We start from the raw sequence: 23007 nt of genomic DNA on the forward strand, positions 1-23007 counted from the left end.
AAATCCACGTTTCCTCAAATCCTTGATATTATTACGGCTAGTAGGAATAGTAGTAGGATTGGGCTCGTGGCCTTGAACATTGTCCTGAAGGATTCATTACTCGGCTTAATAAGGGCCTTAATGGTTACTATGATTCCTGCAAGTGTAGCCGGTATAACTAGGATATAGCCTATTAACTTAGCCATGTATAATTGGTAAAGCACCAGCATGTATATTATAGATACTAGGTTAAGTATGGATATTATTCTTACGCTTGCCTTCTCATTAACCATGGTGGGTAGCATGGGTACGTTAACCCTCTTGTAATCATCCCTAGCGTAGTAGGCTAGTGACCAAATATGGGCTGGGATCCAAACATATATCACCATTGATAGTAATATAGACTCCAGGTCAATGGGCTTAGCCATAATCCACCCTGAGAGTAATGCGGCATTCCCCGCGAAGCCGCCGATCACTATGTTTAACCATGTCCTCCTCTTAAGCATTATGGTGTATAGAACTGCGTAGAAGAACCAACCTAGTGCAATCATTAAGGTTACCCATGATCCAAGCCAAAGGTAAGATAAGGTAAAGCCGCTGAGGCTTACGGCTATTGAGAACGTTAAGGCGTTTAATGGAGTCACTTTACCACTGGGTATTGGACGCTTCATTGTCCTAACCATTAGGCTATCGATATCTCTCTCATAATACATGTTGAAGGCTGCTGAACCACCCGTGGATAGGAAACCCACCACAGTTAATTCAATTAACTTAATGGGGTTCACCAATGGGCCTGCAGCAGCAATGTAACCAACTAATGCCGAGAGCACCAGTAGCCATATTACGTGGGGTTTCATTAGCTTCAGGTACTCGTTAATCATACGTCTAACACTCATGCGGGTTATTAAAATACCTTACTCGATTGAAATAGGTGAATTAGATTACTCATGTGAGGAATTTATTAAGCCTAAATGGCCTAATGTACTCCAGGAACTCTAGTCTAAGTGAGGAATCATTGAACTTACCCTTATAGGCCATTGAAACAAGGGGTGATGCACTCCTAACACCTCTAATCATCATGCAGGTATGGTATGCCTCGGTGAGAACCATGACATCCCCAGAACCTGTGGCTGAGGAAACCTCATTCATTATCTGCCTAGTCAACCTCTCCTGTAGTTGAAGCATCCTGGAGTACTTAACCACTATTCTAGGTATTTTACTCACTCCAATAACCTTATCACTAGGTATGTATGCTACGTGAGTCACCCCAAGCATTGGCAGTAGGTGATGCTCACAGAGTGTTGAGAACCTTATACCAGCCACAATAACCATGTTACTAGACCCCTCAAAGAGAGTGTACTGGACATTTTCCTCACGGCCGTTAGTCAACTCCTCAAGCATGTTGGCAACCCTATCAGGCGTCCTCCTCAACCCCTCTCTCTCAGGGTCCTCACCAATGGCTACAAGTATCTGCTTAACTGCCTGCTTAATCAAGGCCTTATTAACACCCATAGAATCAAGCCTTCACAGTATTTCTTTAAAAAACTCACCAGCAAATGAATTTCAATCTATTACTGCTCAGCGAGTTTAAGTAATTCCCTCCTCTTAGCCTCAATGTACTCAATAATCCTACCCTTAGCGTCCTGAACCCTTACGCTAACCTGCTTCTTAGCCTCCTCAAGCCTACTATTAGCCAACTCCTTAACCTTACTTGAAACACTCATAGGTGGCTCCTAAATGGGATGCTTATATAAATTACCTTAATTAAGCTAACATTAGAGTTAACCTAAGCCCCATTACCCCAGTGCTAATAGTTATAATGTATTCTAAATTAACTTAAACCCATGGATCCCTGCATGATTAGTAGGGGTGTAAGCCTCGTTGACTTAGCGGATAAGTACGATACCCCATTAATAGTCTATGACCTTAACTTAATTGAGGGAAACTACAGGTCCATTAAGGATTCCCTCAACGCTAAGGTCCTCTACTCCATTAAGGCTAACCCAAATCTAGCCATACTTGCATTCCTCAGGAGGCTTGGTTCAGGGGCTGATGCAGCATCACCAGGTGAAGTATTTTTAGCGCTTAAGGCTGGTTTTAAGCCAAGTGAAGTACTCTACACTGGTGCATACTTATCGAACAATGATATTAAGTACGGTATAGACTCAAGGGTGGTACTTAACTTCGACTCGGTGAGGGCTTTTGAGAGGGCTATGGCTTTAGGCTATAGGCCTAGGTTAGTTTTCTTTAGGATTGACTTAGGCTATGGGGAAGGCTTCACACCCGGTGTCACATTGGCTGGTGAGGAGAGTAAATTCGGCATGTTCCTTAATGACGCCATTAAGGCCTATAGGCTAGCTAAGTCAAATGGCGTTAAGGAATTCGGCATACACGCAATGATGGGTAGTAATGTGCTTAACCCAGACTACTTCCTTAAGATAGCTGAATTACTTAAGGAGCAGGCCAAGGTAATAGAGGGGGAGGTTGGCATTAAGATAAGTTACTTCGACATGGGCGGCGGCTTCGGTATACCTTATAAGCCTGGTGAGAAGCCCCTTGACCTTAATAGGTTAAGTGCACTTAGGGGCTTCTTCCCCGGTGAACTATGGGTTGAGCCTGGTAGGTTCATTGTGGGTAACGCCGGTTACTTATTAACAAGGGTTACTGAAGTTAAGAAGAAGGGGAATCGGACGTATATTGGTGTTGACGTAGGCATGAATGTTTTAATTAGGCCAATGCTCTACAATGCATACCACCACATAATTACATGCAATGAGGGTGAGGGCAGTGAGATTGTTGATGTGGTTGGGCCAATATGCGAGAACACTGATAAACTAGCCATTAATAGGGAGTTACCTAGGGTTAAGGAGGGGGACTTACTGGTGATACTTAATGCTGGAGCCTACGTGTACTCAATGAGCAGTAACTACAATGGTAGGTTAAGGCCGGCGGAAGTAGTGGTCTATAATAATGAACACGCAGTGAGCAGGTTTAGGGAGACCTTGGATTCATTAACCATGCTTCAAGTCATCCCAAGCTTCATTCAGCAGTAGAAACGAACCCCCTTTAAACCCTGTATTCTTCATATAGATAGGGGAGACCCATTAAATAGCCTACTAAGCATTCTTAAAGTGCAACCAATGACGATGGAACAGATAATGAGAATAATTGAGAGGAACAAGTTAGACGCAGAGATCCTGGATTCTTTAAAGGGAATGACTAAGGAAGTGGTCTTCCATGATATTAAATACCTCGTCTACTCCGGTGATCAATAACTTCAAGGCATGATCGCAAGCAATATATTAGACCATGAATTAAGTTAATCATTAACTTAATCCATAACAATAGTAATGACACTTGTGATACTTATCAGCGTGAGACAAGGCTCCTCACTACTCAGTTGCTGCCACGCATCATCACTCATCAACTTACTAACCCTTAATGCTTATAAGTCTTTAGTGTATTAAATATGATTATTCATTCCTAGAGAGCCCTTCCCTTACTCCTCCAATCACTGCAAACCCATAAGGAAGCAATGAGCCCTACCCCTCTAGGGAGGTTTTAAGGAGTCGCTGTTCATTATGTTGATTATCCTTTCAACATACTAGTGTTAATCCATCATTCATTAACTCAACCCCTCATGCCTAAGCAACTAGTAATCCCATGTCCATTAGGCAGCACACTACAGGACATTAGTAATGACTGACTCATATACACTATTACTACAATCCATACCATTACTAAGGGTAATTAGTCAAATAGACTCCTCCTTGATATTGGCTAGTGTTCAATTCCTTAATAATTAAGTATTAATGTGGGAGGAGGATGGTTTATTGGTAGCCGGGCCCGGATTCGAACCGGGGTCAGTGGGTCCAAAGCCCACCATCCTTGGCCGCTAGACGACCCGGCTCACTGAAGACAATGAGCAAGCCTTTATAAACACTACCCAATGAAAACAATGGTTTTAATTGAATGATGAAGACAACCATGAGCAGGCATATTCATTCAGTGCGGGTTAGCGGCAAATCCTTTTTAAGTAGGCGCCTTAATGAAGTTGAATACATGGGGATTGGTCAGGATTACGGTTACTTTGAGCAGTTCGACGAGAATGTGGCTAAGTTCTACAAGTACTTTGATTTCATCTTCTATTGGGCATATAGGAGGGTGTTTAAGTTACTTAGGGAGACTGTTAAGAGTCCGGCTAGGGTGCTTGAGATTGGTCCTGGTACAGGTAGGTTAGCCAACATGGTTAGTGGCCTAGGTTACCATGTTGTGGGTGTTGATGTGAGCTTACCTATGGTTAAGCAGGCTAGGAGGTTTTGGAGACCAGACTTCATTAATGGAGGTAGCTGGAGGTTACCGTTACGGGGTGGTTCCTTTGATGCTGCCGTGGCGGTCTTCACAATGCATCATTGGGGTAATAATGAATTATCAGTGGTTGGTTTACGTGATTCCCTTAAGCCGGATGGAGTATTCATTGTTGCTGAGGTTGATGGGGATAGAATAAGCGCCCATGGTCATTCATGCACCGTTAAATGCATTAACAACACCCTATCACCGTACTTCACGCTTAATATTAAGAAATCCTTCCCACTAGTACTGGCTGTAGCTAAGAGGAGGTAGGTACTTAACTGCATTCACCCTTAAGCCCCTTAGGTGGTGTTACGCCTCTTTGCCCAAGGTACTTGCCCTGGTACTTGGCTTCACCTATGGTTTTAGCGAGAACCACGTGGAGGAACCTCATACCTGGTCTAAGAACCACATAGTTTCCACTATTGTTAATGACCTCAATGGTTATGTTACCCTCAAACCCAGTATCTATTATTGTGGGTGGTACCCCTAGGCCGTATCTGGCTAGGGTTGAGCGTAGGTTGCAGAAGCCTATTACATCCCTTGGGAATTTAACGTACTCCATAGTTGTCAGTAAGGCGAAACTCCTGGGTGGTATTATTATTCTACCGTCCTTAGCCTCCACAATACTGAATAAGTGCCTAGTGGATTCAAGCTCACATGGATCAATTACCTGGTTCTCGAAGGCGTATATTGCGTACTCGTTACCAACCCTTAAGTCGAGGCCATTCTCCCTAACAACATCCTCAGTGAAGGGTTCAATACCTAAGGAACCATCCTTAATAAGCTTAAGTATCTCTCCCCTGGCAAGTATCATTAATGCACCTTAACTGGTAGGTTATTAAAAGCTATTACTCAACGTGAGCTTAATGTTAAAAGCACTAAGAGTAATAGATTAATCATGGTTAACTCCACTAATCCTGAGCGTAGAAAAATCCTAGCCTCATTAGCCCTCGGTGGTGGTGCATTATTACTGGGCGCCGTGAGCGAGTACATGAGTAATAAAGCGTTAATGCAGGTTAATGAATTGAAGCCTCATTTAAGGCAAGTTGAGTCAACAATCCAGAACTCAGCCTCATACATAATTTACCAAGACCCATATGGTAGGGTTTACGCAAAGAATGGAAGTAATGGGAATGTAGATTACGAGGGCTTAGATGCCAGTAATGTTATTCAAAGCGCAGTAAACACCATAACCAGTGAAAACACCCAGGGTGTAATATACGTGAAGGCCGGGCAATACTCACTCTCCAGACCCTTAACATTAAGCCCAGGGGTTTCTATAATTGGCGTCTACCCAGTGAGGAGCAACGTGTACCCAGCCCCGCCTGACTGGCCTAATAGCGTTATTTACGGTGGCACAGTATTCACTGGAGACGGCACCTTTGATGCCTTAGTTGGCAATAACGTAATAGGTGCAGCCTTAATTAACCTGGGTTTCAGGAACTTTAGGAACGCGATTAATTTAGGTTCCCCTGACTCGCTTGGAATTTCCTTCTCAGTCATAAGTAACATATTCATTGACTACCCCAATGAGGATGGGTTAAGGATAATGAACTTTGAGCACTTACTAATAAGTAATGTACAAGGTATACTTAACCCAAGCAGTAAGCTACTTCATTTAATAAACAATAACAGTAATTGGGACGGAGGCAACTCAGTTATTACCGAGGTTTACGCAGTTGGGAACCCACTGTACACTGAGGGTGTTATTCACCTTGAGGCCGTGGAGAACGCCCTCGGGTTCATGGTTTTCATAAGGCCTCAGGTTAATATGCTTAATGCCGGTGGTAAGGGTATTGGTATACTTCTTGAGAATAAGACCAGTAGGAGTGATGGGTTATCTAAAATATCAATGTACAGTATTGATGTTGAAGGACCTGTGGAGGAGGCATTGAGACTTGTGGGTGTTCAGGACAGTTACTTTAACTTCCACTTCTCCTGGTCTGGTCAAGCCTGGACGGTGCACTTCATGGATAATGATAATGGTGTACCATCAATCTCAAACATAGTTACTGCGCCATTCGGCAGTATACTAAGTGATAGTGCTTGGGAGAACATAATCATAATGCCTTGGATAACTAGGATAAGCGCAACCCCTCCTAAGACCGCAGGCATTTATGGTTTAACAATAGTTAAGCACCCTTTAACTGGAGCCACTAGACCAGCCATATACGCTGGCGACGCATACTCTGTTTTCGACAACATGTACTCAATGTATGAGCCAGGTAGGGGCATTAAGGGCTACGTCACAATACCTCCCGGTCAGGTTAGGGTCACGGTTAACCATGGGTTAAGGTTAAAGCCAGCATACGTGTTATTAACCCCCCATGTAGTTAATGGAACAGTACCTAGGGTTGCTGTTGATAATGTTAATGATGAATCATTCGATGTAGTTCTTAGTGAACCACAGGCAAGTGAAGTTAAGGTATATTACTACGCTGGTACATTCCCGCAATCAACCTAACTACATGCAGAAGCCTACTTCCTTAACCTTGATGTTAATAGCCTATTAGCTGTGGCTTCAATTAATACTTATTGTTACGCATCACGGGTATTGAACCATCTATGGATTACTCATATTAGCTAGTAGTTTAGGTAACTCCGTTAAGTTACCTATAATGTAGTCTGGCTTAACCGTCAGGTTAATTTTCCTCCTATTCACGAAAACCGTCTTTATTTGACTCAACTTACCTCCTATTATATCCTCAATTAGCCCACTCACTATTAATGCATCATCCTTACTAATCTTAGCCCTATATAATGCTGCATTGAATATTCTTGCATTAGGCTTACCGGCTCTCGTTAAGTCTGAGCTTATTACGCCCTTAAAGAACCTTAGTAGACCATTCTTGAGTAGAATCTTCTTAGCTATGTCATTATCCAGGTTAGTTAATATGTACATCTGAACCCCAAGATTACTTAACTCATTTAAGGCTGGCTCAACATCATCATAGATCTTAGCCACGGTAACGAAGGCGTTGGCTAAGGCATCACCCCAGTACTCAAGCTCCCTACCACCTAGGCCTAGGGAGTATTTTCTAGTGACCGTTAGCATTACGTCCCTGGCAAGGCTTCTAAGCGACCTATAGTTGCCTGAGGTCACTAATTGATTATATCTACTTGACCACTCATTGGCTATTAGGGCGGCTACCTCATCCTCATTAGCCTTAATATCCACCTCCCTCTTAATTAGTGAGGCCATTTCCTGGGCGAAGCCCTCTAGGCTTGCTAAAGTGTCCATAACCTCCATGAATAATACTACCATATGTTAGATCACTGATGGCTTAATTTATAAAATTATTCCCTCAATAAAACTTAGGATAATAATCAGCACTCGGCAAATTCGCCACCAATCCGGCGAGGTCTCCCACTCATCATTCCTTAGTTAAAGTACCTGGGAGTTTATTAAATTAACTAGCTTTAACTCAAGGTAAGTTTAAATTAATGAGACAAGCAGGGGGACTAGTGTGCGGTATTGTAGGTGTAGCCGGTAGTATTGGTGAGAGGCTTGGTTCAGCGCTTAAGAAGTGCCTTGAGAGACTTGAGTACAGGGGTTATGACTCAGCAGGTATTGCCGTGACTGGGACTGGGGGGATTACTGTTAGGAAGGGTAAGGGGAAGATTAATGAGGTTGACGCTAGATTCAACTTCACTGCATTAGATGGCTTAAGCGGCATCGGTCACACTAGGTGGGCAACCCATGGTAAGCCAAGTGACGAGAACGCCCACCCCCACGTTGACTGCACCGGTGAGGTTGCGGTTGTACACAATGGCATTATAGCCAATTATAGGGAACTTAAGGAGCAGTTAATGGCAAGGGGACATAGGTTCATCAGTGATACTGACACTGAGGTAATAGCACACTTGTTTGAGGATTACGTTAAGGCTGGTTTACCAGCCCTAGTGGCACTGAGGGAGACTATTAGGAGACTTAAGGGTTCATACGCCATAGCCCTACTATACTCCCATGAGCCTGATAAGGTTTTCTTCGCTAGGAATGTTTCACCATTAGTAATAGGGGTGGGTGAGGGCTTCAACTTCCTGGCAAGTGACATACCTGCATTCCTAAACTACACTAATAGGGTCATAACGCTTCACGACGGTGAGTACGGTTACTTAACACCAAGCGGCATTTACGTTGAGAGGAATGGTGAACCAGTTAACGTGGAGGATAGGGTTAGGGTGATTAATTGGAGTCCTGAATCAGCGGGTAAGGAGGGTTACCCACACTTCATGCTTAAGGAGATTCATGAACAACCCAGGGCCCTCAGGGAGACTTGGGCTGGATTAGACATGGATTACGTTAGTAAGTTGGGTAAGGCCATTGCTGAGGCTAGGAGGGTTTTCATAACGGCCAGCGGTACATCATACCATGCTGGGTTAATTCTGGATTACCTACTGGTGAGTTTAGCCGGTTTAGATGCTCATGCATTCAATTCCTCCGAGTACAGGAAGTACATTAAACTGGTTAAGGAGGGTGACATACTCATAGCCATTTCTCAATCAGGTGAAACAATAGACACACTAATGGCTACAAGGGTCTTTAGGGAGCGGGGCGCCAAGGTTCTGGCTGTTTCAAACGTGGTGGATAGTACAATACCCAGGGAGAGTGATTACCAATTATACACCAATGCCGGGCCTGAGATAGGCGTCGCAGCCACTAAAACCTTCACTACTCAATTAATGATCCTCACCGCATTAGCCGCTAATGCAGCATTACACAGTGGGGGTATGGGTAAGGAGGCTTATAGCCTAGTGTTGAATGAGCTTGAGCAGGCGCCTGATCTCGTTAACACAACGATAATTAATGTTGAGGCCAGGGTTAGGCACATTGCCGGTAAACTCGCTGTTAAGACCAATGCCTACTACTTGAGTAGGGGAATTGGATTACCCATAGCCATGGAGGGGGCGCTTAAGATGAAGGAGGTTGCATATGTCCACGCCGAGGCTTACCCAGCGGGTGAAAGTAAACATGGCCCAATAGCCCTAGTTAACCAGGAATTCCCAGTAGTATTCACTGTGACTGATGATGATTACCTAGACCCCCTTGAGGGTAATGTAATGGAAATGACCGCTAGGGGGGCTTACACAATAGGTATCTTACCAAGCAGGCACTACGCTAAGTTGGGTAAGGTTTTCACCGAGGTTATTCAAACACCTGATGCTTCACCTTACCTACTCACCATTATTCAATCCATACCACTCCAATTACTAGCTTACCACACTGCAGTATTAAGGGGTTATGACCCTGATAAGCCAAGGAACCTGGCTAAGACAGTTACCGTGGAGTAGCTTAAGGAGGCGTAATATTATTAAGACTTAAGCAGCTTAATGCGTAATGAAGGGGAGTCTAATAGGAGTGGTCTTTGCACCTAATGGAGGTGAATTAAGAAGCTTAAGTAATGAACCTAAACCCATGGTTAACGTTATGGGTAAGCCTCTTCTAATCCACGTTGCGGATAATTTAAGGTCAATTGGCGCTCTTAGAGTCATCGCGGCTGTTGAAGATAATGTTAATGTCGAGGGGGTTGAATTAAGTAGGTTAAGCAATGACTACTGGGGTACATTAAAGCTAATCATTAAGGAGACCCCAAGGGGATCCACTGTAGTATTCTCCTCAACGGAGTATTACGTACCAAGGGAAGCCTACGAGGCCCTACTTAACACACACTTATCAATGGGCTATGACGCAACAATGCTTGTTACAGCAGTTGAGGATACCTCCAGTGGAGTAGTGGTTCACGTTAATAGTGAGGGTAGGGTTACGGGCCTAAGCAGAGGCATGGGGCCTGGTTACCTATTCCTAAACCTAATGGTGATTGAACGCAACGTATTTGAAGATTATGGTGAGTTAAACTGGGGTAGCATTAAGGCTGGTGTCCACCTGTGGAATGGCTGGTTCACTAGGGTTAACTCACCGTGGAGTTTACTTGACTTAACCAGGAACCTGCTTTCAGGCTTAAGGGAATCCACAATATCCACTAAGGCTAGGATATCACCGAAGGCATCAATAGAGGGCTTAGTGGTGATTGATGATGATGCTGTACTTGACCATAACTGCACACTAAGGGGACCAGTGTACGTTGGTAAGGGGGCTTACGTGGGTACTGGGGCCTTACTTAGGAACCACACCTCCATTGAAGAGGGAGCGGTAATAGGCGCTAACGCTGAGGTAACTGAATCACTGGTGGGGCCTAGGGCAACTGTGGGCAGGGGGTCATTCATAGGTGCATCATTAATAGGCCCAAGGGCTGTCGTGGAGCCAGGTGTCGTAACTTTAACAACAACAGTGGATAGGAAAATTGGGGCAGTAATAGGTGGAGGTGCTAGGGTTGGTGCTAATAGCGTCATTAAGCCAGGTAGTGTGGTTAAGCCGAGTGAATTAATTAACCCTCTAACGTACTATGGTTAAGGAACCCTTAAGTATACTTCGGTTCACTTAACTACCTCAACGCAGGCACGCAGTTGTTAAAATCCCTAAAGCCAAATGCGTTACCCGTGAGCAGTATTGGAGTAGTCTTCAGGGTAACCACCTTCGGTGAGAGTCATGGACCAGCGGTGGGTGTGGTCATAGATGGTGTCCCTGCGGGTATTCAGTTGAATGAGGATTACATTAGGAGGGAACTTAATAGGAGGAGGTTCTGCCACATACCTGTCTTAAACCCAAGGTGTGAGGATGAGGATTTTCAAATACTTTCAGGGATTAAGGATGGGTTAACCACAGGTACGCCTATAGCAATAGTGGTGTGGAATAAGAGGGCTGTGTCGAATTACTACATGGATATTTGGATGAAGCCAAGGCCAGGTCATGCTGACTTAGCCTGGTACCTGAAGTTCGGTAAGCTATACGACTTCAGGGGTGGGGGTAGGGCAAGTGGTAGGGAGACTGTTGCAAGGATTGCTGCTGGGGCTGTGGCTAAGGCGATACTTAAGCAAACTATTGATGTTGATGTTTCAAGTCACTTAATTGAACTTGGGGGTGTATCCATTAGTAGGGATGATTACACGTTCAATGATGTTGCTAAGTCCTGGGAAAAACCCCTACCAATGATTGATGATGAGGCCATTGAAAAGGCAATCAAGGTATTAATTAATGCCGCCACTGAGGGTGATAGTGTCGGGGGTATTGGTGAAGTATTAACCACTGAGGTACCTCCTGGACTTGGTGAACCAGTCTTCGATAAGCTTAAGGCTGATTTAGCTAAGGCAGTAATGTCAATACCAAGCACCACAGGCATTGAGTTCGGCCTAGGCTTTAAACTAGCTAGAATGAGGGGTAGTGAGGCTAATGACCAAATAGTGCTCAGGAATGGTAAGCCAAGGCTTGAGACCAATAGGGTTGGCGGTATGCTGGGTGGAATGAGTATTGGGGAACCAATTAGGTTTAGGGTAGCCTTTAAACCAACCCCAAGCATTAGGAGGCCTCAAAGGACTGTTGACCTTGAGAAAATAACTGAAACAACAATAACCTTCACAGGCAGATACGATATATCCACAGCCCCAAAGGCAATCCTAGCCGCTGAGGCGATGACGGCAATAATCCTAGTGGATCATGCAATAAGGGCAGGCCTAATACCCAGGATTATAAGGAAGTAACCCTTAAGACTAAGTACATTATAAACTCAGGTTAATTACTTAATTCTTAAATCTCAATGGTTAATCTTAGTTAATTACAGTCACTTAGTTAAGGAACATGAAGCCTCATGTACTTCATTCACGTATAATCAATATTTAATCTCACTCAATCAATGGGATGCTGACGCTAGTATTTTCTCAGCTTCCTTAATCATCTTCTCAACCTCACTCATATATACAGCTACATCATCCACAGATAACTTAGCTTCATGAAAACCATACACATGAAGAAAATACGCACTACCCCATCCACTCAATACCCAATCGCCTAACGCCTTCAGCTTACTAACAGCGGAGCCTAATCGGTAAGTGTACCATCTACCCTCCCTCACGGCTGATTGGTGTTCAGGTAAATTATACTTCTCAGCTAATGCTTTCACAGTCTCCTCAGCAGCCTTATAGGCTTTCTCACTGGCTTGAACAGCATCACCCTTAGCTAAATACTCCCTAGCTTCACTAATGTATTTCCTAGCCAAGTCTAGTCTTATCCTCATGCTCTCTGACGGATCACTTTTAGATATTTCACTTAGCACTAAGTCAACTATATTAATACCCTTCTCCTCAGCTATTCTTATTAACTCCTTAGGTATTTCCACGGTTATTAAACACCTTGGGAAGTTATTAAGCTTTCAGTATTAATGTATTAATGATTATTAATTCATATCGCATGAACGCTGAAGAACTCCTAATTTTCATTTACCTTAAATGCACTATATAATGCATAAGTAGACTTTACTCTGGATTAAGGCTATTGAATATGACTTAATTGATGCTGAGATAAATGCTTAAGGCGCCGTTCTTCATTATACATGGAGAAACACCGCCTAAGAGACATAATTTTCACACCGCTAGTAAAGTACCATACTATCATGCGTTATCCCGATGTGGTAAATGGATTACTCAGCGAACCTGTTGATTAGTTTAAGACCGAGGAGTCTTAGAGTTTGGCTAAGAGAATGGTTAAGTATGAAGCAATACACCTGAGGAGGTTCTTAGAAGACATTGAGGCATTCTTGAGGGAAATTAATTAAGGAGCTGGTTAAGTATGAGCGATTTAGTATAGTTTCCAGGGATTTTGAGGTAATGAGTTTCTTGAATAGTCTTTTATGTCCCTAATAAGATTCGGTGGAATTTTGGACTTATGTATTTCATTGAGGTAATTCCATTAACGTAACTGGAATTCCTAGAGAGACTATAGGACTAGTTAGACTGAATCTATTGAAGGCTTAATTATTGATTTATGCACGGTGTTAGGTGTTCATCTACTTAAGTAACTCCTCCTTAGCCCTAATGATCATTTCCTCAACATCCTTAATATACTCCTTCACTGAATTAACATCGAGTTTACCCTCATGAAAACCCCAGACGTGGAGTAGGTATGTTGAGGACTATCCTCTCCTACTCCACTCATATTTTGAAGCAACAGAGGATAAGTGATAAATGTACCATTCACCCTCCTTCACGGCCATTTGATACTCAGGTAGGTTAAACTTCTCGGCAATAGCCTTGATAACCTCCTCAGCGGCCTTATACGCCTTCTCTGAGGCTTGAATTACGTCACCGGCATTTAACCTTTCTCTAGACTCCCTAATTGATTCCTCAGTGATACGCATTAACTCCTCTATAGGATTACTCATAAAGGATTCTAATGCCTTTTCTTAAAAATACTTTCCACATGAATCCGTATTCACCTAGGCATAGTTTTAAGGCTGTGAGTCACATTCTTCTAATCATCTTAATGAGCGCCTTAACAGCCTTATTATACTCCCTGCAGTTTATTGGTTCCCCAGCATATACGTGTCTCTCGTAGGTTGAAATTACATTAAGCACCAATTCACGGTCACTGGTGTAGTAGGATATGTATTTAAGTAATTCACTTCTCGTTAAGTCAGGCTTATATATTTGAAGAAACTTGTTCAACCTATTAACCACCCTCCTCATTCCGTTAACGGCGCAGTCCTCATTAGTACTTAATTCACTAATGGTTAGGACGATTAGGATTATGGAAATTAAAGCTAAGGCAATTAATACTATTAACTCAGGTGAGGCGAATTCATTAACCACACCGCTTACCGTGGTGGTTACTGTGACTGAGGCATTAAGGTAAGGCTCACCACCATACCTATTTGCGCCAGGTGGTAGAAAGTGACCAATCATTGTTGTGTTACCGAGGTAAGGATTAATAGGATTCAGTGGGTTAACTAACTCCTCACTGGTTTCGTTTAATGAACCTGAGGGTAAGGATTGATTAGCCTGGGGACTTGCTGGTTGCTGAGTAGGCTTGAGGGGTGAGGCTAAGCTAATGTAAACTATGAGTTTAGTTAAGTTAACAGCCTCATGCTCAACCTCTATTACACCATAGGCTAGGTACGGCTTATTATTAAGTATCAGGAATCCACTGAATTCCACTGCCTGAGTGAAGTTAATTGTGGAGTAGGCTTGAGCCTCATTAATTAGGCTTGAGGCAGTTGGCTCAGTTAATATGAGGACCCCCATGGATCCATTATACTTAACGCTCAGGGGAATGAGCTTAATAAGGGAGTAGTTAAGGGGCGTTAACACTACACTGGTCTCATTCTGAGGCATTAGTAGTGGTGAGGAGGCTACACTGATGGCTAATACCACTGTAATAAAGTATATATAACCTTTCTTAACGTTCACACATTAGGTGACTGAAGAGGTGTTAATATTACTTTCCCTAAAGCTCATGGCTTACGCCCTATTATCCATCATGGGTAACGCCTCATGCGTAATGGTTCCCAGTATAAATAATACTGTAATTAACCTAACCCTTAACGGTACAGGCTTTGAATTAACATTAATTAAAAGTAATATTACTGTTACCGGCCTTAATTTAACTTTAAATAATTACTATAACGTATCAATAATGGGTAAATACGCTGAGGAGTTCATGAAGCTTGGTGAAGCCTATTGTGAGGGATCCTTCGGTAAAATGTACATTATTGGTAATAATGCTTACTTTATTAATTCAACAAGCAGTGGATTAATCGTCGGCGTCACAGGTAACTTAACCATTAATGAGGTGTCGATGACCTGCCCCATGGTACCTGCCTTGAATACTCCATATATTAAGGTTATATATATTAATGGAACTGGGTGCCTAATTACTACTAAGTTAGGTGGAGGCGTGCACATGGCGCGTAATATGACTTCAGTTAATTTAATGCTCAATGGTTTCATGCCAATACCCTTTAAGGTCACCTTCAGTGGAATCTTCAATACATACACCTACGGGGGTGGGTTGGGGCTTGGGAACGCTTTCCCAACAAGCGTACTACTGGTAACTAAGTCCGCTGAATTAGTGGCTAGGGTTGAGTCAAGTGCACCGTTTTACCTCAGATTCTATGTTTTCGATAATGTGACTAAAGGCTATAGCCTTAACTATACATTGAAGCCTATAGTTTCCTTCGAAACCATACCTTACACAGTGGTTATGTTCACTGGTAATGTAACAGACTGCAGGGTGTATAATGTTACCGTCTACTTAATTCACCCTGAAAACATTATACCTATACCGATACCTGTTAATGAAAATGAGTCATTTGTGGTTGCACGCTATGTTGAAATCGAGTACACTAATCCTCCCTCCAGTCTACTTTACTTGATTGAACCCGGTAAGGTACTTATGGTAAGTAACCCAGTAAGTGAAGTAGGGTATAGTGTTGAGGCTTGTAAAGCAACTAGTGTGGAAGCTGCAGCCATTAATGACCCATATGCACTCCTATATAGGTCCACGGTTAAATTACCCGTAACCATTAACGCTACAACACCCATGAAGGGGGCTTTAGCCATATTTAAATTATTCAATAATGATACTGTTAAGGAGTTATTAAGTAATGCCTTAAATTACCCATGGAGCCCACTGGTGGCTAGTGCCGCAGCCATGTACCTCTATAGGGCCTCAGGGTACCCGGCTAGGGTTATCCTAGGCACTATACCCGTTAAGTATGATGGGGAATACTTAGAGTACGGTTACTTGCCTTGGGTTGAATTATACTACGGTGGTTGGATTGACTTCAAACCCTACAGGGGCTTACCAGTATCACCCAATGGTGGTGGATTAGGTGCATTATTCACTAAGTATGGTATAGTTAACTACGTGGGTGTTAGCGTACTTTTAGTGCTACCGGCGTTACTAATTTATTACCTATACCTTTACTTAACAGCGAGGGGTGTTTACAGTGAGTGATACTCAAGCGGTAGGTACGGTACTTAGTAGGATGTTGACTGAGTTATCTAAGGTTATTGTTGGTTATGAGGAGGAGGCCACAGTAATGTTCGCCACACTACTGGCAAGTGGCCATGTCCTACTTGAGGGTGTGCCTGGGGTTGGTAAAACAACGCTGGCTAAGGCATTCGCCAAGACCCTTAGCCTAAGCTTCAGTAGGATTCAATTCACCCCTGACCTTCTTCCAAGTGATGTTGTTGGTACTGTGGTTTATAACCCTAAGATTAATGACTTCGAGGTTAAGCTTGGGCCAATATTCGCAAACATAGTGCTTGCCGATGAGATTAATAGGGCTCCACCTAAGACCCAGGCTGGTTTACTTGAGGCAATGCAGGAGGGGCAGGTAACCATTGGTGGGAAGTCCTTTAAGTTACCTAAACCATTCATGGTTATTGCAACCCAGGACCCAAGGGAATTAAGCGGCACTTACCCACTCCCTGAGGCTCAATTAGACAGATTCATGACTAGGATTTACTTAACTTACCCAAGCTTTGATGAGGAGGTTCAAATAAGCATAAACACTAACCTAGGTAGGGTTGAGTTAGTTAGGCAAGTTATCTCAATTGAGGAGTTAAATAAATTGATTGACCAGGTTGATGGAGTTAAGTTAACGCGCCCAGTGGCTAATTATATAGTTAACGTGGTTAGGGCAACAAGGGAGTATAAGGGTGTTAGGCTTGGGGCCAGTACTAGGGCTATTCAAATGCTTAGTAGGTTAGCTAGGGCCTGGGCATTGATTCATGAGAGGAATTACGTAGTCCCAGAGGATGTAATTAAAGTTGCACCATACGTGCTAGCCCACAGGATCTTCTCCTCATCAGTTGATCCGGAGAAGGTTATTGAGGATGTTTTAAAGGGTGTTGAAACCCCTGAGGCTAGTTTAATAAGGAGGTAAGGTAGGTAAGTAACCGTGGTAAGTGCAGCAAGTAGGGTGAAGGCAGTATTAAGGACATTAACCAGGCGACAGGTAATTGACCAGATTAGGGCTGTGGCTCAACCGCTGATAATGGTTGTTGTGTCCTACATCGGCTTCATTAATGGTTCACCTCAATTAACCATAGTAGCCTCCCTAGCCCTACTCTTCTACACATCCTACGCGCTCTCATGGTATGTGTCGCGTACAGTGGAGTTAAGGAGCATTAAGGTTGAGTTACCATCCCATGCAATACATAGGGGTGAGGGTATTAGGGTTAAGGCGCCTATTGGGGTTGAGGTTAAGCCTATTGTATCAAGGCACGTGGTCGTTAAGGGTGATGAATTAATCTTTAAGTGGAGTGGTGTCGCTAGGCTGCTTGGCTTCCTATTAACCGCTTACGACTCCCTAACTGGGTTAACATTATCTAGGTTTCAGCAATTGAAATCAACAGTAATGGTTCTACCAGGGCCGTTGGAGGGGGCTGGGATTGGGGCCTCAAGGCTTCTTGAAACTGGGGCTGAGGAGTATAGGGGTCTTGTTGAGTATGATTACTCTAAGCCAGCCTCAAGGATTCACTGGCCATCCTCAGCTAAGGTTGATTCACTCATAGCTAAGGATTACAGTGAGGAGGCGGCTAGGTTAACCGTATCCATACCCGCCTTACCTGAATTATTAACTGGAGGTGATGTTAGGCCTATTGATAGGGTTCTCATGGTTCTTGAGGAATTGGCTAGGCAACATGGGTTAATTAGGGTTCTTTTAATTGGACCAGGTATATCGGAGAGTATTAACGTGAGCGTTAATGAAGTACCCATTATTGAGGGCTTACTTGTTGACGCCTACTCATGGGCTAGGGATGAGAATGAGGTTAGGCGGCTAAGTAGGTTAATTAATGCGCCAAGTGAGGAGGCTGCCTGGGTCGTGTACCCTAACCCTAAACCTAATGAGGAGGGGTGGGATTACTTCATAGTTAATGCCACAGGTCACTTAGCGATAATACCCGGTGAAGAGGCTAAATACGCTGTTCAATTAAGGAGGAGAGGTATTGAGACCCTGGTGGTTTAACATGGATTATTGTAGACTTACGTTAATTTTAATGATTATTACCGGTATGGCCTTAATAATAACCACCGGTTACCTACCGTTAATACCATTAGCGGCATTACTACCGCTCCTACTCCTTATTAAGCCCAAGTACTGTGAATACACCACGCTTAGCCTAGCTGCATTACTACCCCTTGCCCTACTTCCCTCACAGGGCCCACTGCCCTTAAGCCTAGGCTTAATCGAGGAGTTACTCTACGCTTCACTGCTTATTACTAGGTTAACTAGGGCTGGTGAATTAACCATGATACTTAACATGGTCTTATCCATAGCCTTATTCACACTATACTACTTTACTGATGCCTGGAAACCGCTTGTGGATTACGTTGTTAGCCTAATACCCTTAACCAGTGGTCAAATTATAGGCATATCATTGCTAAACTCAATGATGTTAACCGTTGTGAGCATAATCATAATTGATTACGCATTATTAAGGGTGTGGCTTAAACGTACTATATAATGCTTAATCATTCACTAGCACATTACCTCCGCCTAACCGTAGTAACCAATCCATAGGGCTGTGGCCAATACATGATTCTTAATCATACTTACTAATTGAGCGTAAGTGTATTTACCATCCTTAACATTAATCGTTGAGTTTAATGCGTAAACTATTATAATGTACATGTGCCTGCTGGGTGGGCAAGGTCCATTGAAGCCCACGTTACCGAAGTCATTAATCAACTGTTCACCGAAACTAGTGTTAAATGAGTGAGGTAGGTTAGGGGGTATTAATGATACTGGTGGCGCGTTTACTAGGGCCCAGTGTATGAACATGTTGGCGTCGACATCAATCATAACAACCATGAGTGACCTAGTGCCTGAGGGAATGTTACTTATGATTAAAGGGGGTGATGATGTGAAGTTAACCCCGTTGCAGGCGTATGAACTGGGTATTGTTGATTCATTACCGTAGATAGGTACCTTAATGCTGAAGCCCCCTAAGCCTAGATTAGGCTCATATACAGTAACCCCACCACCAGAGCCCCCGCTAAGGGTCATTATTACTACTAACGCCACCATTATTATCACCAGTATTACCGTAGTTATTATATACGAGGGCTTTATCCTCATCCTAATCTTTAACCCGGTGCTGTTTTTAATACCTTATCCTAGAACGATTTATTAATCCCCACAGTAATCAGTAATGCGTGAAGGAGGCTGAGCTACAGCGCAACTTAAGTGGAGGAGTAGTAATGTGTACTGCATGTGCTAGGCGGTGTAGGCTTAATGATGGACAAGTAGGATTCTGTGGAGTTAGGGCTAACTTCGGTGGTAGATTATTCCTTGTTGTTTACGGTAAATTATCAGCCATAGCTGTTGATCCAATTGAGAAGAAGCCCCTCTTCCACTTTAACCCAGGCTCAAGCGTCTTATCAATGTCCACCTACGGCTGCTCCTGGGCCTGTCAATTCTGCCAAAACTTCGATATTAGTCAAAGACGCCTATGGGAGGGTTTCGAGGTGACGCCTGAGCTTATTATTGAATTAGCTGAGAGTTACGGGGTACAGGGCTTAACCTATACTTACAATGAACCCTCAGTCTTCGCCGAGTTCGCGCATGACGTTGGCTTATTAGCTAAGAAGAAGGGATTATTCAACACATTCGTCACCAACGGTTACTTAACTGATGAGACTGTGGACTACTTATCAAAGTTCCTTGACGCAGCCACGGTTGACATTAAGGGTAATGCGAATAAGGAGTTCCTGAGGAAGTACTCAATGGTTCCTGACCCTGAGCCAATATTCCAATCGATCAAGGAGATGAGGGATAAGGGGATTCACGTGGAGATAACTGACTTAGTTGTCCCAGAGATTGGGGATAGGCTGGAGGACGCTGAGGTAATGCTTAAGAGAATCATGGATTACCTAGGACCCGACGTATCAATACACTTCCTCAGATTCCACCCAGACTACAAGCTCAGTAACCTACCTCCAACACCTGTTAAGACTCTTGAGAAGCATGCTGAGTTAGCGAGGAGGATGGGGTTCAGGTACGTTTACCTAGGTAATGTCCCCGGGCATAAGCTTGAGAACACCTACTGCCCTAACTGCGGTAACGTGGTTATCAGGAGGTATGGATTCCAGATACTTGAGGTTAACTTAACTGAGGATAATAGGTGCAGGTTCTGTGGGGCTAAGATCAACATTGATGGTAAAGTTTGGCCAACGTGGAGGGAGGATAGATTCGCCTACGTCCCAATCCACTTATTCACAAAGTACACTAAGGTTACTAAATCAGACGTGGAGGCTATTAGAGGTAGGTTAAGGCAGGGTGAGTAGCTTACCGCTACTGCCTAAGCTTAATGTAGTACCTGTACTTCCTATCAGTGCTAACGGTCACTAGGCCATTTAACTCAAGCCTCATAAGCACCTTAAGTACCTCACCCTCATCCACATTATCGTAACCGAACGCCTTTAAAGCCTGCATCAGGTCCTTAATTGATGACTCCTTCTTCATCTTAAGGTACTGGTATATAACGTAGTGAAGCGGGAATGATGGCTTACTCATTCATGCTAGTGGAAAATAAGGCCTTATTAAAGGTTTTGCAGATTAAATGAATATTTCAGCCTTCCTCTGCTCCCTAGCCCTAACTTGACTAGTCTTAAACCTATCCCACCATGACTCATAGAACTTAATCATCTCAGGGGTTAAAGTAGCCCTAATCTTATTCATTGCCTTGGAGAAGTCCTCCATGGTAACCTCGGTTGCATTAGGGTTCTCTCTAAGAGCCGTTAACGCCGCCTCCCTAACCAGTAGTTCAATGTCGGCTCCAGTGTAGTACTCAAGTAAGTCAGCTAACCTCCATAGGTCAACATCCTTAGCTAAGGGCACATTCCTAGTATGCACCTTAAGTATCTCAAACCTACTGGGCTTATCCGGTGGTGGTACGTATATTATTCTGTCGAATCTTCCTGGTCTTAGTAATGCTGGGTCAAGCATATCAGGCCTATTGGTGGCGCCTATAACAACAACATTCTCCAACGCCGCTATTCCATCCATCTCAGCCAATAATTGAGCCACAATCCTATCCATCGCAGATGTATCCAACGTATATCCTCTTGCTGGTGCTATTGCGTCTATTTCGTCGAAGAATACTACGCATGGTGCTGCCATTCTGGCTTTCTTGAATATTTCCCTAATAGCCTTCTCACTCTCACCAAACCACTTACTCAGTATTTCAGGGCCGCGGACGGCTATGAAGTTTGCACCACTCTCATTGGCAACAGCCTTAGCCAAGAGAGTCTTACCAGTACCAGGAGGACCAAACAACAAAATACCCTTAGGCGGCCTAATGCCCATTATCTTAAACCTATTCGGGTACTTGAGAGGCCACTCAACAGCCTCCCTAAGCTCCTGCTTAGCCTCCTCTAATCCGCCAACATCACTCCAGCGAACCTTAGGAACCTCAATGTAAATCTCCCTCAGGGCACTTGGTATTATCTCACGCATAGCATCCATGAAGTCCTGCATAGTAACCTTTATTCTACTCAGGTTCTCATCAGTGAAGGTGTTAGGGTCATCTGGGTTAATTATGCCTTGTTGAAGAGCTCTACGTAAAGCCTTCATTGCGGCCTCCCTGGCTAATGCAGCTATGTCGGCTCCAGTGTAGCCGTACGTTATCTCAGCGAGCTTCCTTAAGTCGACATCCTTCTCAAGGGGCATATTCCTAGTGTGGACGAGCAGTATCTCATACCTACCCCTAGTGTCAGGTGGGTTAATCCAAATCTCTCTGTCGAATCTTCCTGGTCTTCTTAATGCTGGGTCCACTGCATCCGGCCTATTCGTTGCTCCTATAACAACTACTTGACCCCTCTCCTGTAAACCATCCATTAGTGTTAGTAATTGGGCCACTATGCGCTTCTCCACCTCACCGGTTACTTCCTCGCGTTTTGGTGCTATGCTGTCTATTTCATCAATGAATATTATTGCTGGTGCATTACGCTTAGCCTCATCGAAAATCTCCCTCAACCTAGCCTCAGACTCACCGTAATACTTACTAACAATCTCAGGACCATTAATGGAGACGAAGTACGCATCAGCCTCATTAGCAACAGCCTTAGCCAAGAGAGTCTTACCAGTACCAGGAGGACCAATTAGTAAAACACCCTTAGGGGGCTCAATACCAAGATGCCTAAACAACTCAGGATGCTTAAGAGGCAACTCCACAAGCTCACGAATCTTCTGCTTAGCCTCCTCCAAATCACCAATATCCTCCCAAGTAACACGAGGTATCCTAATATTCTCCACAGGCTTCTCAAGCACCTTAACCTGGGTCTCATCATCAACAATAACCGGTGTATTACTTGGCTTAACTTGAATAGCCTGGAATATTAGGGACTGCCCAAGCACCAGTATTTGTATTAAATCACCCTCCATTAGCACGTAGTCTTTAAGCCTCTGCTTAACGTAATTCTCGAAGTTCTGCTCAATTGATAACGTCATTGAGACTGGGGCTAGTTTAACCAATTGAGCCTGCTTAGCTTCAGTTACCTTAACCTTAACAGTATCATTAACGCTAACGTCGGCGTTCTTCCTAATGATTGAATTCATCCTAATAACCCCTCTACCATCATCCTCAGGTAAACCATACATTACCTTAGCTGCCGTTAGCCTCTTACCCTTAATGTAAACCACGGTACCTGGCTCAATACCGTAATCCCTCATAATAGTTGGGTCAATGCGAACAATGGGTCTACCAGCATCCCTCTGCTTAGCCTCAGCCACCCGAAGCTCAATCCAACCCTCCTCACCGGACATAGGTGAGAAT

Annotated in this window: 22 protein-coding genes, 1 tRNA gene and 1 pseudogene; 12 read left to right on the plus strand and 12 right to left on the minus strand. The window is 43.7% G+C overall.

Annotation, left to right across the window (positions count from 1 at the left end; translation table 11 throughout):
- Nucleotides 1-14: 14 nt before the first annotated feature.
- The 3 genes from cyoE to CMAQ_RS10650 form a co-directional block, all read right to left on the minus strand.
- Nucleotides 15-857, minus strand: coding sequence for a heme o synthase (gene cyoE, locus CMAQ_RS02650; RefSeq protein ID WP_048062886.1), 843 nt, complete (start codon nt 855-857; stop codon nt 15-17).
- A gap of 67 nt (nt 858-924) precedes the next feature.
- Entirely contained in the window at nt 925-1491 is a 567-nt protein-coding gene (folE, locus tag CMAQ_RS02655; protein ID WP_012185586.1) for a GTP cyclohydrolase I, read from the minus strand.
- Nucleotides 1492-1550: 59 nt separating this feature from the next.
- A complete protein-coding gene (locus CMAQ_RS10650; protein ID WP_012185587.1) occupies nt 1551-1703 on the minus strand; it encodes a hypothetical protein in 153 nt (50 codons plus the stop codon).
- A 120-nt stretch (nt 1704-1823) separates the two neighbouring features.
- Here CMAQ_RS10650 and lysA point away from each other — a divergent pair, with 120 nt between their 5' ends.
- Both lysA and CMAQ_RS10910 read left to right on the plus strand, forming a co-directional pair.
- Nucleotides 1824-3032, plus strand: coding sequence for a diaminopimelate decarboxylase (lysA, locus tag CMAQ_RS02660; RefSeq protein WP_012185588.1), 1209 nt, complete (start codon nt 1824-1826; stop codon nt 3030-3032).
- Nucleotides 3033-3119: 87 nt separating this feature from the next.
- On the plus strand, nt 3120-3254 hold the full coding sequence (locus CMAQ_RS10910) for a hypothetical protein (RefSeq protein WP_269479085.1): 135 nt from the start codon (nt 3120-3122) through the stop codon (nt 3252-3254).
- Between the two features lie 559 nt (nt 3255-3813).
- Here the strand turns inward: CMAQ_RS10910 and CMAQ_RS02665 are convergent.
- Nucleotides 3814-3889: transfer RNA gene (locus CMAQ_RS02665), tRNA-Gln, on the minus strand.
- Nucleotides 3890-4041: 152 nt separating this feature from the next.
- Between CMAQ_RS02665 and CMAQ_RS02670 the strand changes: the two genes are divergently transcribed.
- Nucleotides 4042-4602 (plus strand): class I SAM-dependent methyltransferase, encoded by a 561-nt coding sequence (locus CMAQ_RS02670; RefSeq protein ID WP_012185589.1) that lies wholly within the window; start codon nt 4042-4044, stop codon nt 4600-4602.
- Between the two features lie 4 nt (nt 4603-4606).
- Here the strand turns inward: CMAQ_RS02670 and dcd are convergent, their stop codons facing one another.
- Nucleotides 4607-5146: a dCTP deaminase gene (dcd, locus tag CMAQ_RS02675; protein ID WP_012185590.1), complete on the minus strand. Its 540-nt coding sequence runs from the start codon at nt 5144-5146 to the stop codon at nt 4607-4609.
- 84 nt (nt 5147-5230) lie between these two features.
- Between dcd and CMAQ_RS02680 the strand changes: the two genes are divergently transcribed.
- A complete protein-coding gene (locus tag CMAQ_RS02680; RefSeq protein WP_012185591.1) occupies nt 5231-6796 on the plus strand; it encodes a pectate lyase family protein in 1566 nt (521 codons plus the stop codon).
- Between the two features lie 99 nt (nt 6797-6895).
- Here CMAQ_RS02680 and CMAQ_RS02685 read toward each other — a convergent pair whose 3' ends face one another.
- Nucleotides 6896-7597 carry an HAD family hydrolase gene (locus CMAQ_RS02685; protein WP_012185592.1) on the minus strand — a complete coding sequence of 234 codons (702 nt, stop codon included), beginning with the start codon at nt 7595-7597 and terminating at the stop codon, nt 6896-6898.
- A gap of 200 nt (nt 7598-7797) precedes the next feature.
- Between CMAQ_RS02685 and glmS the strand changes: the two genes are divergently transcribed.
- The 3 genes from glmS to aroC all read left to right on the plus strand — a co-directional run bounded on the left by glmS (nt 7798) and on the right by aroC (nt 11928).
- On the plus strand, nt 7798-9624 hold the full coding sequence (gene glmS / locus CMAQ_RS02690) for a glutamine--fructose-6-phosphate transaminase (isomerizing) (RefSeq protein WP_048062628.1): 1827 nt from the start codon (nt 7798-7800) through the stop codon (nt 9622-9624).
- A 46-nt stretch (nt 9625-9670) separates the two neighbouring features.
- Nucleotides 9671-10744: a nucleotidyltransferase family protein gene (locus tag CMAQ_RS10345; protein WP_052290686.1), complete on the plus strand. Its 1074-nt coding sequence runs from the start codon at nt 9671-9673 to the stop codon at nt 10742-10744.
- Between the two features lie 86 nt (nt 10745-10830).
- Nucleotides 10831-11928: a chorismate synthase gene (gene aroC / locus CMAQ_RS02700; RefSeq protein ID WP_012185595.1), complete on the plus strand. Its 1098-nt coding sequence runs from the start codon at nt 10831-10833 to the stop codon at nt 11926-11928.
- Between the two features lie 149 nt (nt 11929-12077).
- Here the strand turns inward: aroC and CMAQ_RS02705 are convergent, their stop codons facing one another.
- The 3 genes and pseudogenes from CMAQ_RS02705 to CMAQ_RS02715 all read right to left on the minus strand — a co-directional run bounded on the left by CMAQ_RS02705 (nt 12078) and on the right by CMAQ_RS02715 (nt 14592).
- Nucleotides 12078-12557 (minus strand): PaREP1 family protein, encoded by a 480-nt coding sequence (locus tag CMAQ_RS02705; RefSeq protein ID WP_048062888.1) that lies wholly within the window; start codon nt 12555-12557, stop codon nt 12078-12080.
- Nucleotides 12558-13229: 672 nt separating this feature from the next.
- Nucleotides 13230-13604: pseudogene (locus CMAQ_RS02710) on the minus strand (PaREP1 family protein).
- Between the two features lie 79 nt (nt 13605-13683).
- Complete coding sequence (locus tag CMAQ_RS02715) at nt 13684-14592, minus strand: hypothetical protein (protein WP_156769819.1); 909 nt, start codon at nt 14590-14592, stop codon at nt 13684-13686.
- Nucleotides 14593-14647: 55 nt separating this feature from the next.
- On the opposite strand from CMAQ_RS02715, the gene CMAQ_RS02720 reads away from it, so the two are divergent.
- Genes CMAQ_RS02720 through CMAQ_RS02735 form a run of 4 tightly spaced genes read left to right on the plus strand, consistent with a single transcriptional unit; the run spans nt 14648 to nt 18696 of the window.
- Nucleotides 14648-16177, plus strand: coding sequence for a transglutaminase-like domain-containing protein (locus CMAQ_RS02720; protein ID WP_012185598.1), 1530 nt, complete (start codon nt 14648-14650; stop codon nt 16175-16177).
- Nucleotides 16170-17111 (plus strand): AAA family ATPase, encoded by a 942-nt coding sequence (locus CMAQ_RS02725; protein WP_012185599.1) that lies wholly within the window; start codon nt 16170-16172, stop codon nt 17109-17111. The genes CMAQ_RS02720 and CMAQ_RS02725 overlap by 8 nt, the downstream gene beginning before the upstream one ends.
- 15 nt (nt 17112-17126) lie before the next feature.
- Nucleotides 17127-18197, plus strand: coding sequence for a DUF58 domain-containing protein (locus CMAQ_RS02730; RefSeq protein WP_012185600.1), 1071 nt, complete (start codon nt 17127-17129; stop codon nt 18195-18197).
- 1 nt (nt 18198) lies between these two features.
- Nucleotides 18199-18696 (plus strand): hypothetical protein, encoded by a 498-nt coding sequence (locus CMAQ_RS02735; RefSeq protein WP_012185601.1) that lies wholly within the window; start codon nt 18199-18201, stop codon nt 18694-18696.
- Nucleotides 18697-18728: 32 nt separating this feature from the next.
- Here CMAQ_RS02735 and CMAQ_RS02740 read toward each other — a convergent pair whose 3' ends face one another.
- Entirely contained in the window at nt 18729-19310 is a 582-nt protein-coding gene (locus tag CMAQ_RS02740) for a YbhB/YbcL family Raf kinase inhibitor-like protein (RefSeq protein ID WP_012185602.1), read from the minus strand.
- Between the two features lie 77 nt (nt 19311-19387).
- Between CMAQ_RS02740 and amrS the strand changes: the two genes are divergently transcribed.
- Nucleotides 19388-20518, plus strand: coding sequence for an AmmeMemoRadiSam system radical SAM enzyme (gene amrS, locus CMAQ_RS02745; RefSeq protein ID WP_012185603.1), 1131 nt, complete (start codon nt 19388-19390; stop codon nt 20516-20518).
- A gap of 7 nt (nt 20519-20525) precedes the next feature.
- Here amrS and CMAQ_RS02750 read toward each other — a convergent pair whose 3' ends face one another.
- Nucleotides 20526-20747 carry a hypothetical protein gene (locus CMAQ_RS02750; RefSeq protein WP_012185604.1) on the minus strand — a complete coding sequence of 74 codons (222 nt, stop codon included), beginning with the start codon at nt 20745-20747 and terminating at the stop codon, nt 20526-20528.
- A gap of 42 nt (nt 20748-20789) precedes the next feature.
- Entirely contained in the window at nt 20790-22997 is a 2208-nt protein-coding gene (locus CMAQ_RS02755; protein ID WP_012185605.1) for a CDC48 family AAA ATPase, read from the minus strand.
- Between the last annotated feature and the right edge of the window lie 10 nt (nt 22998-23007).

Origin of the sequence: Caldivirga maquilingensis IC-167 (assembly GCF_000018305.1) — an archaeon.
In the GTDB taxonomy this organism is placed as follows: domain Archaea; phylum Thermoproteota; class Thermoprotei; order Thermoproteales; family Thermocladiaceae; genus Caldivirga; species Caldivirga maquilingensis.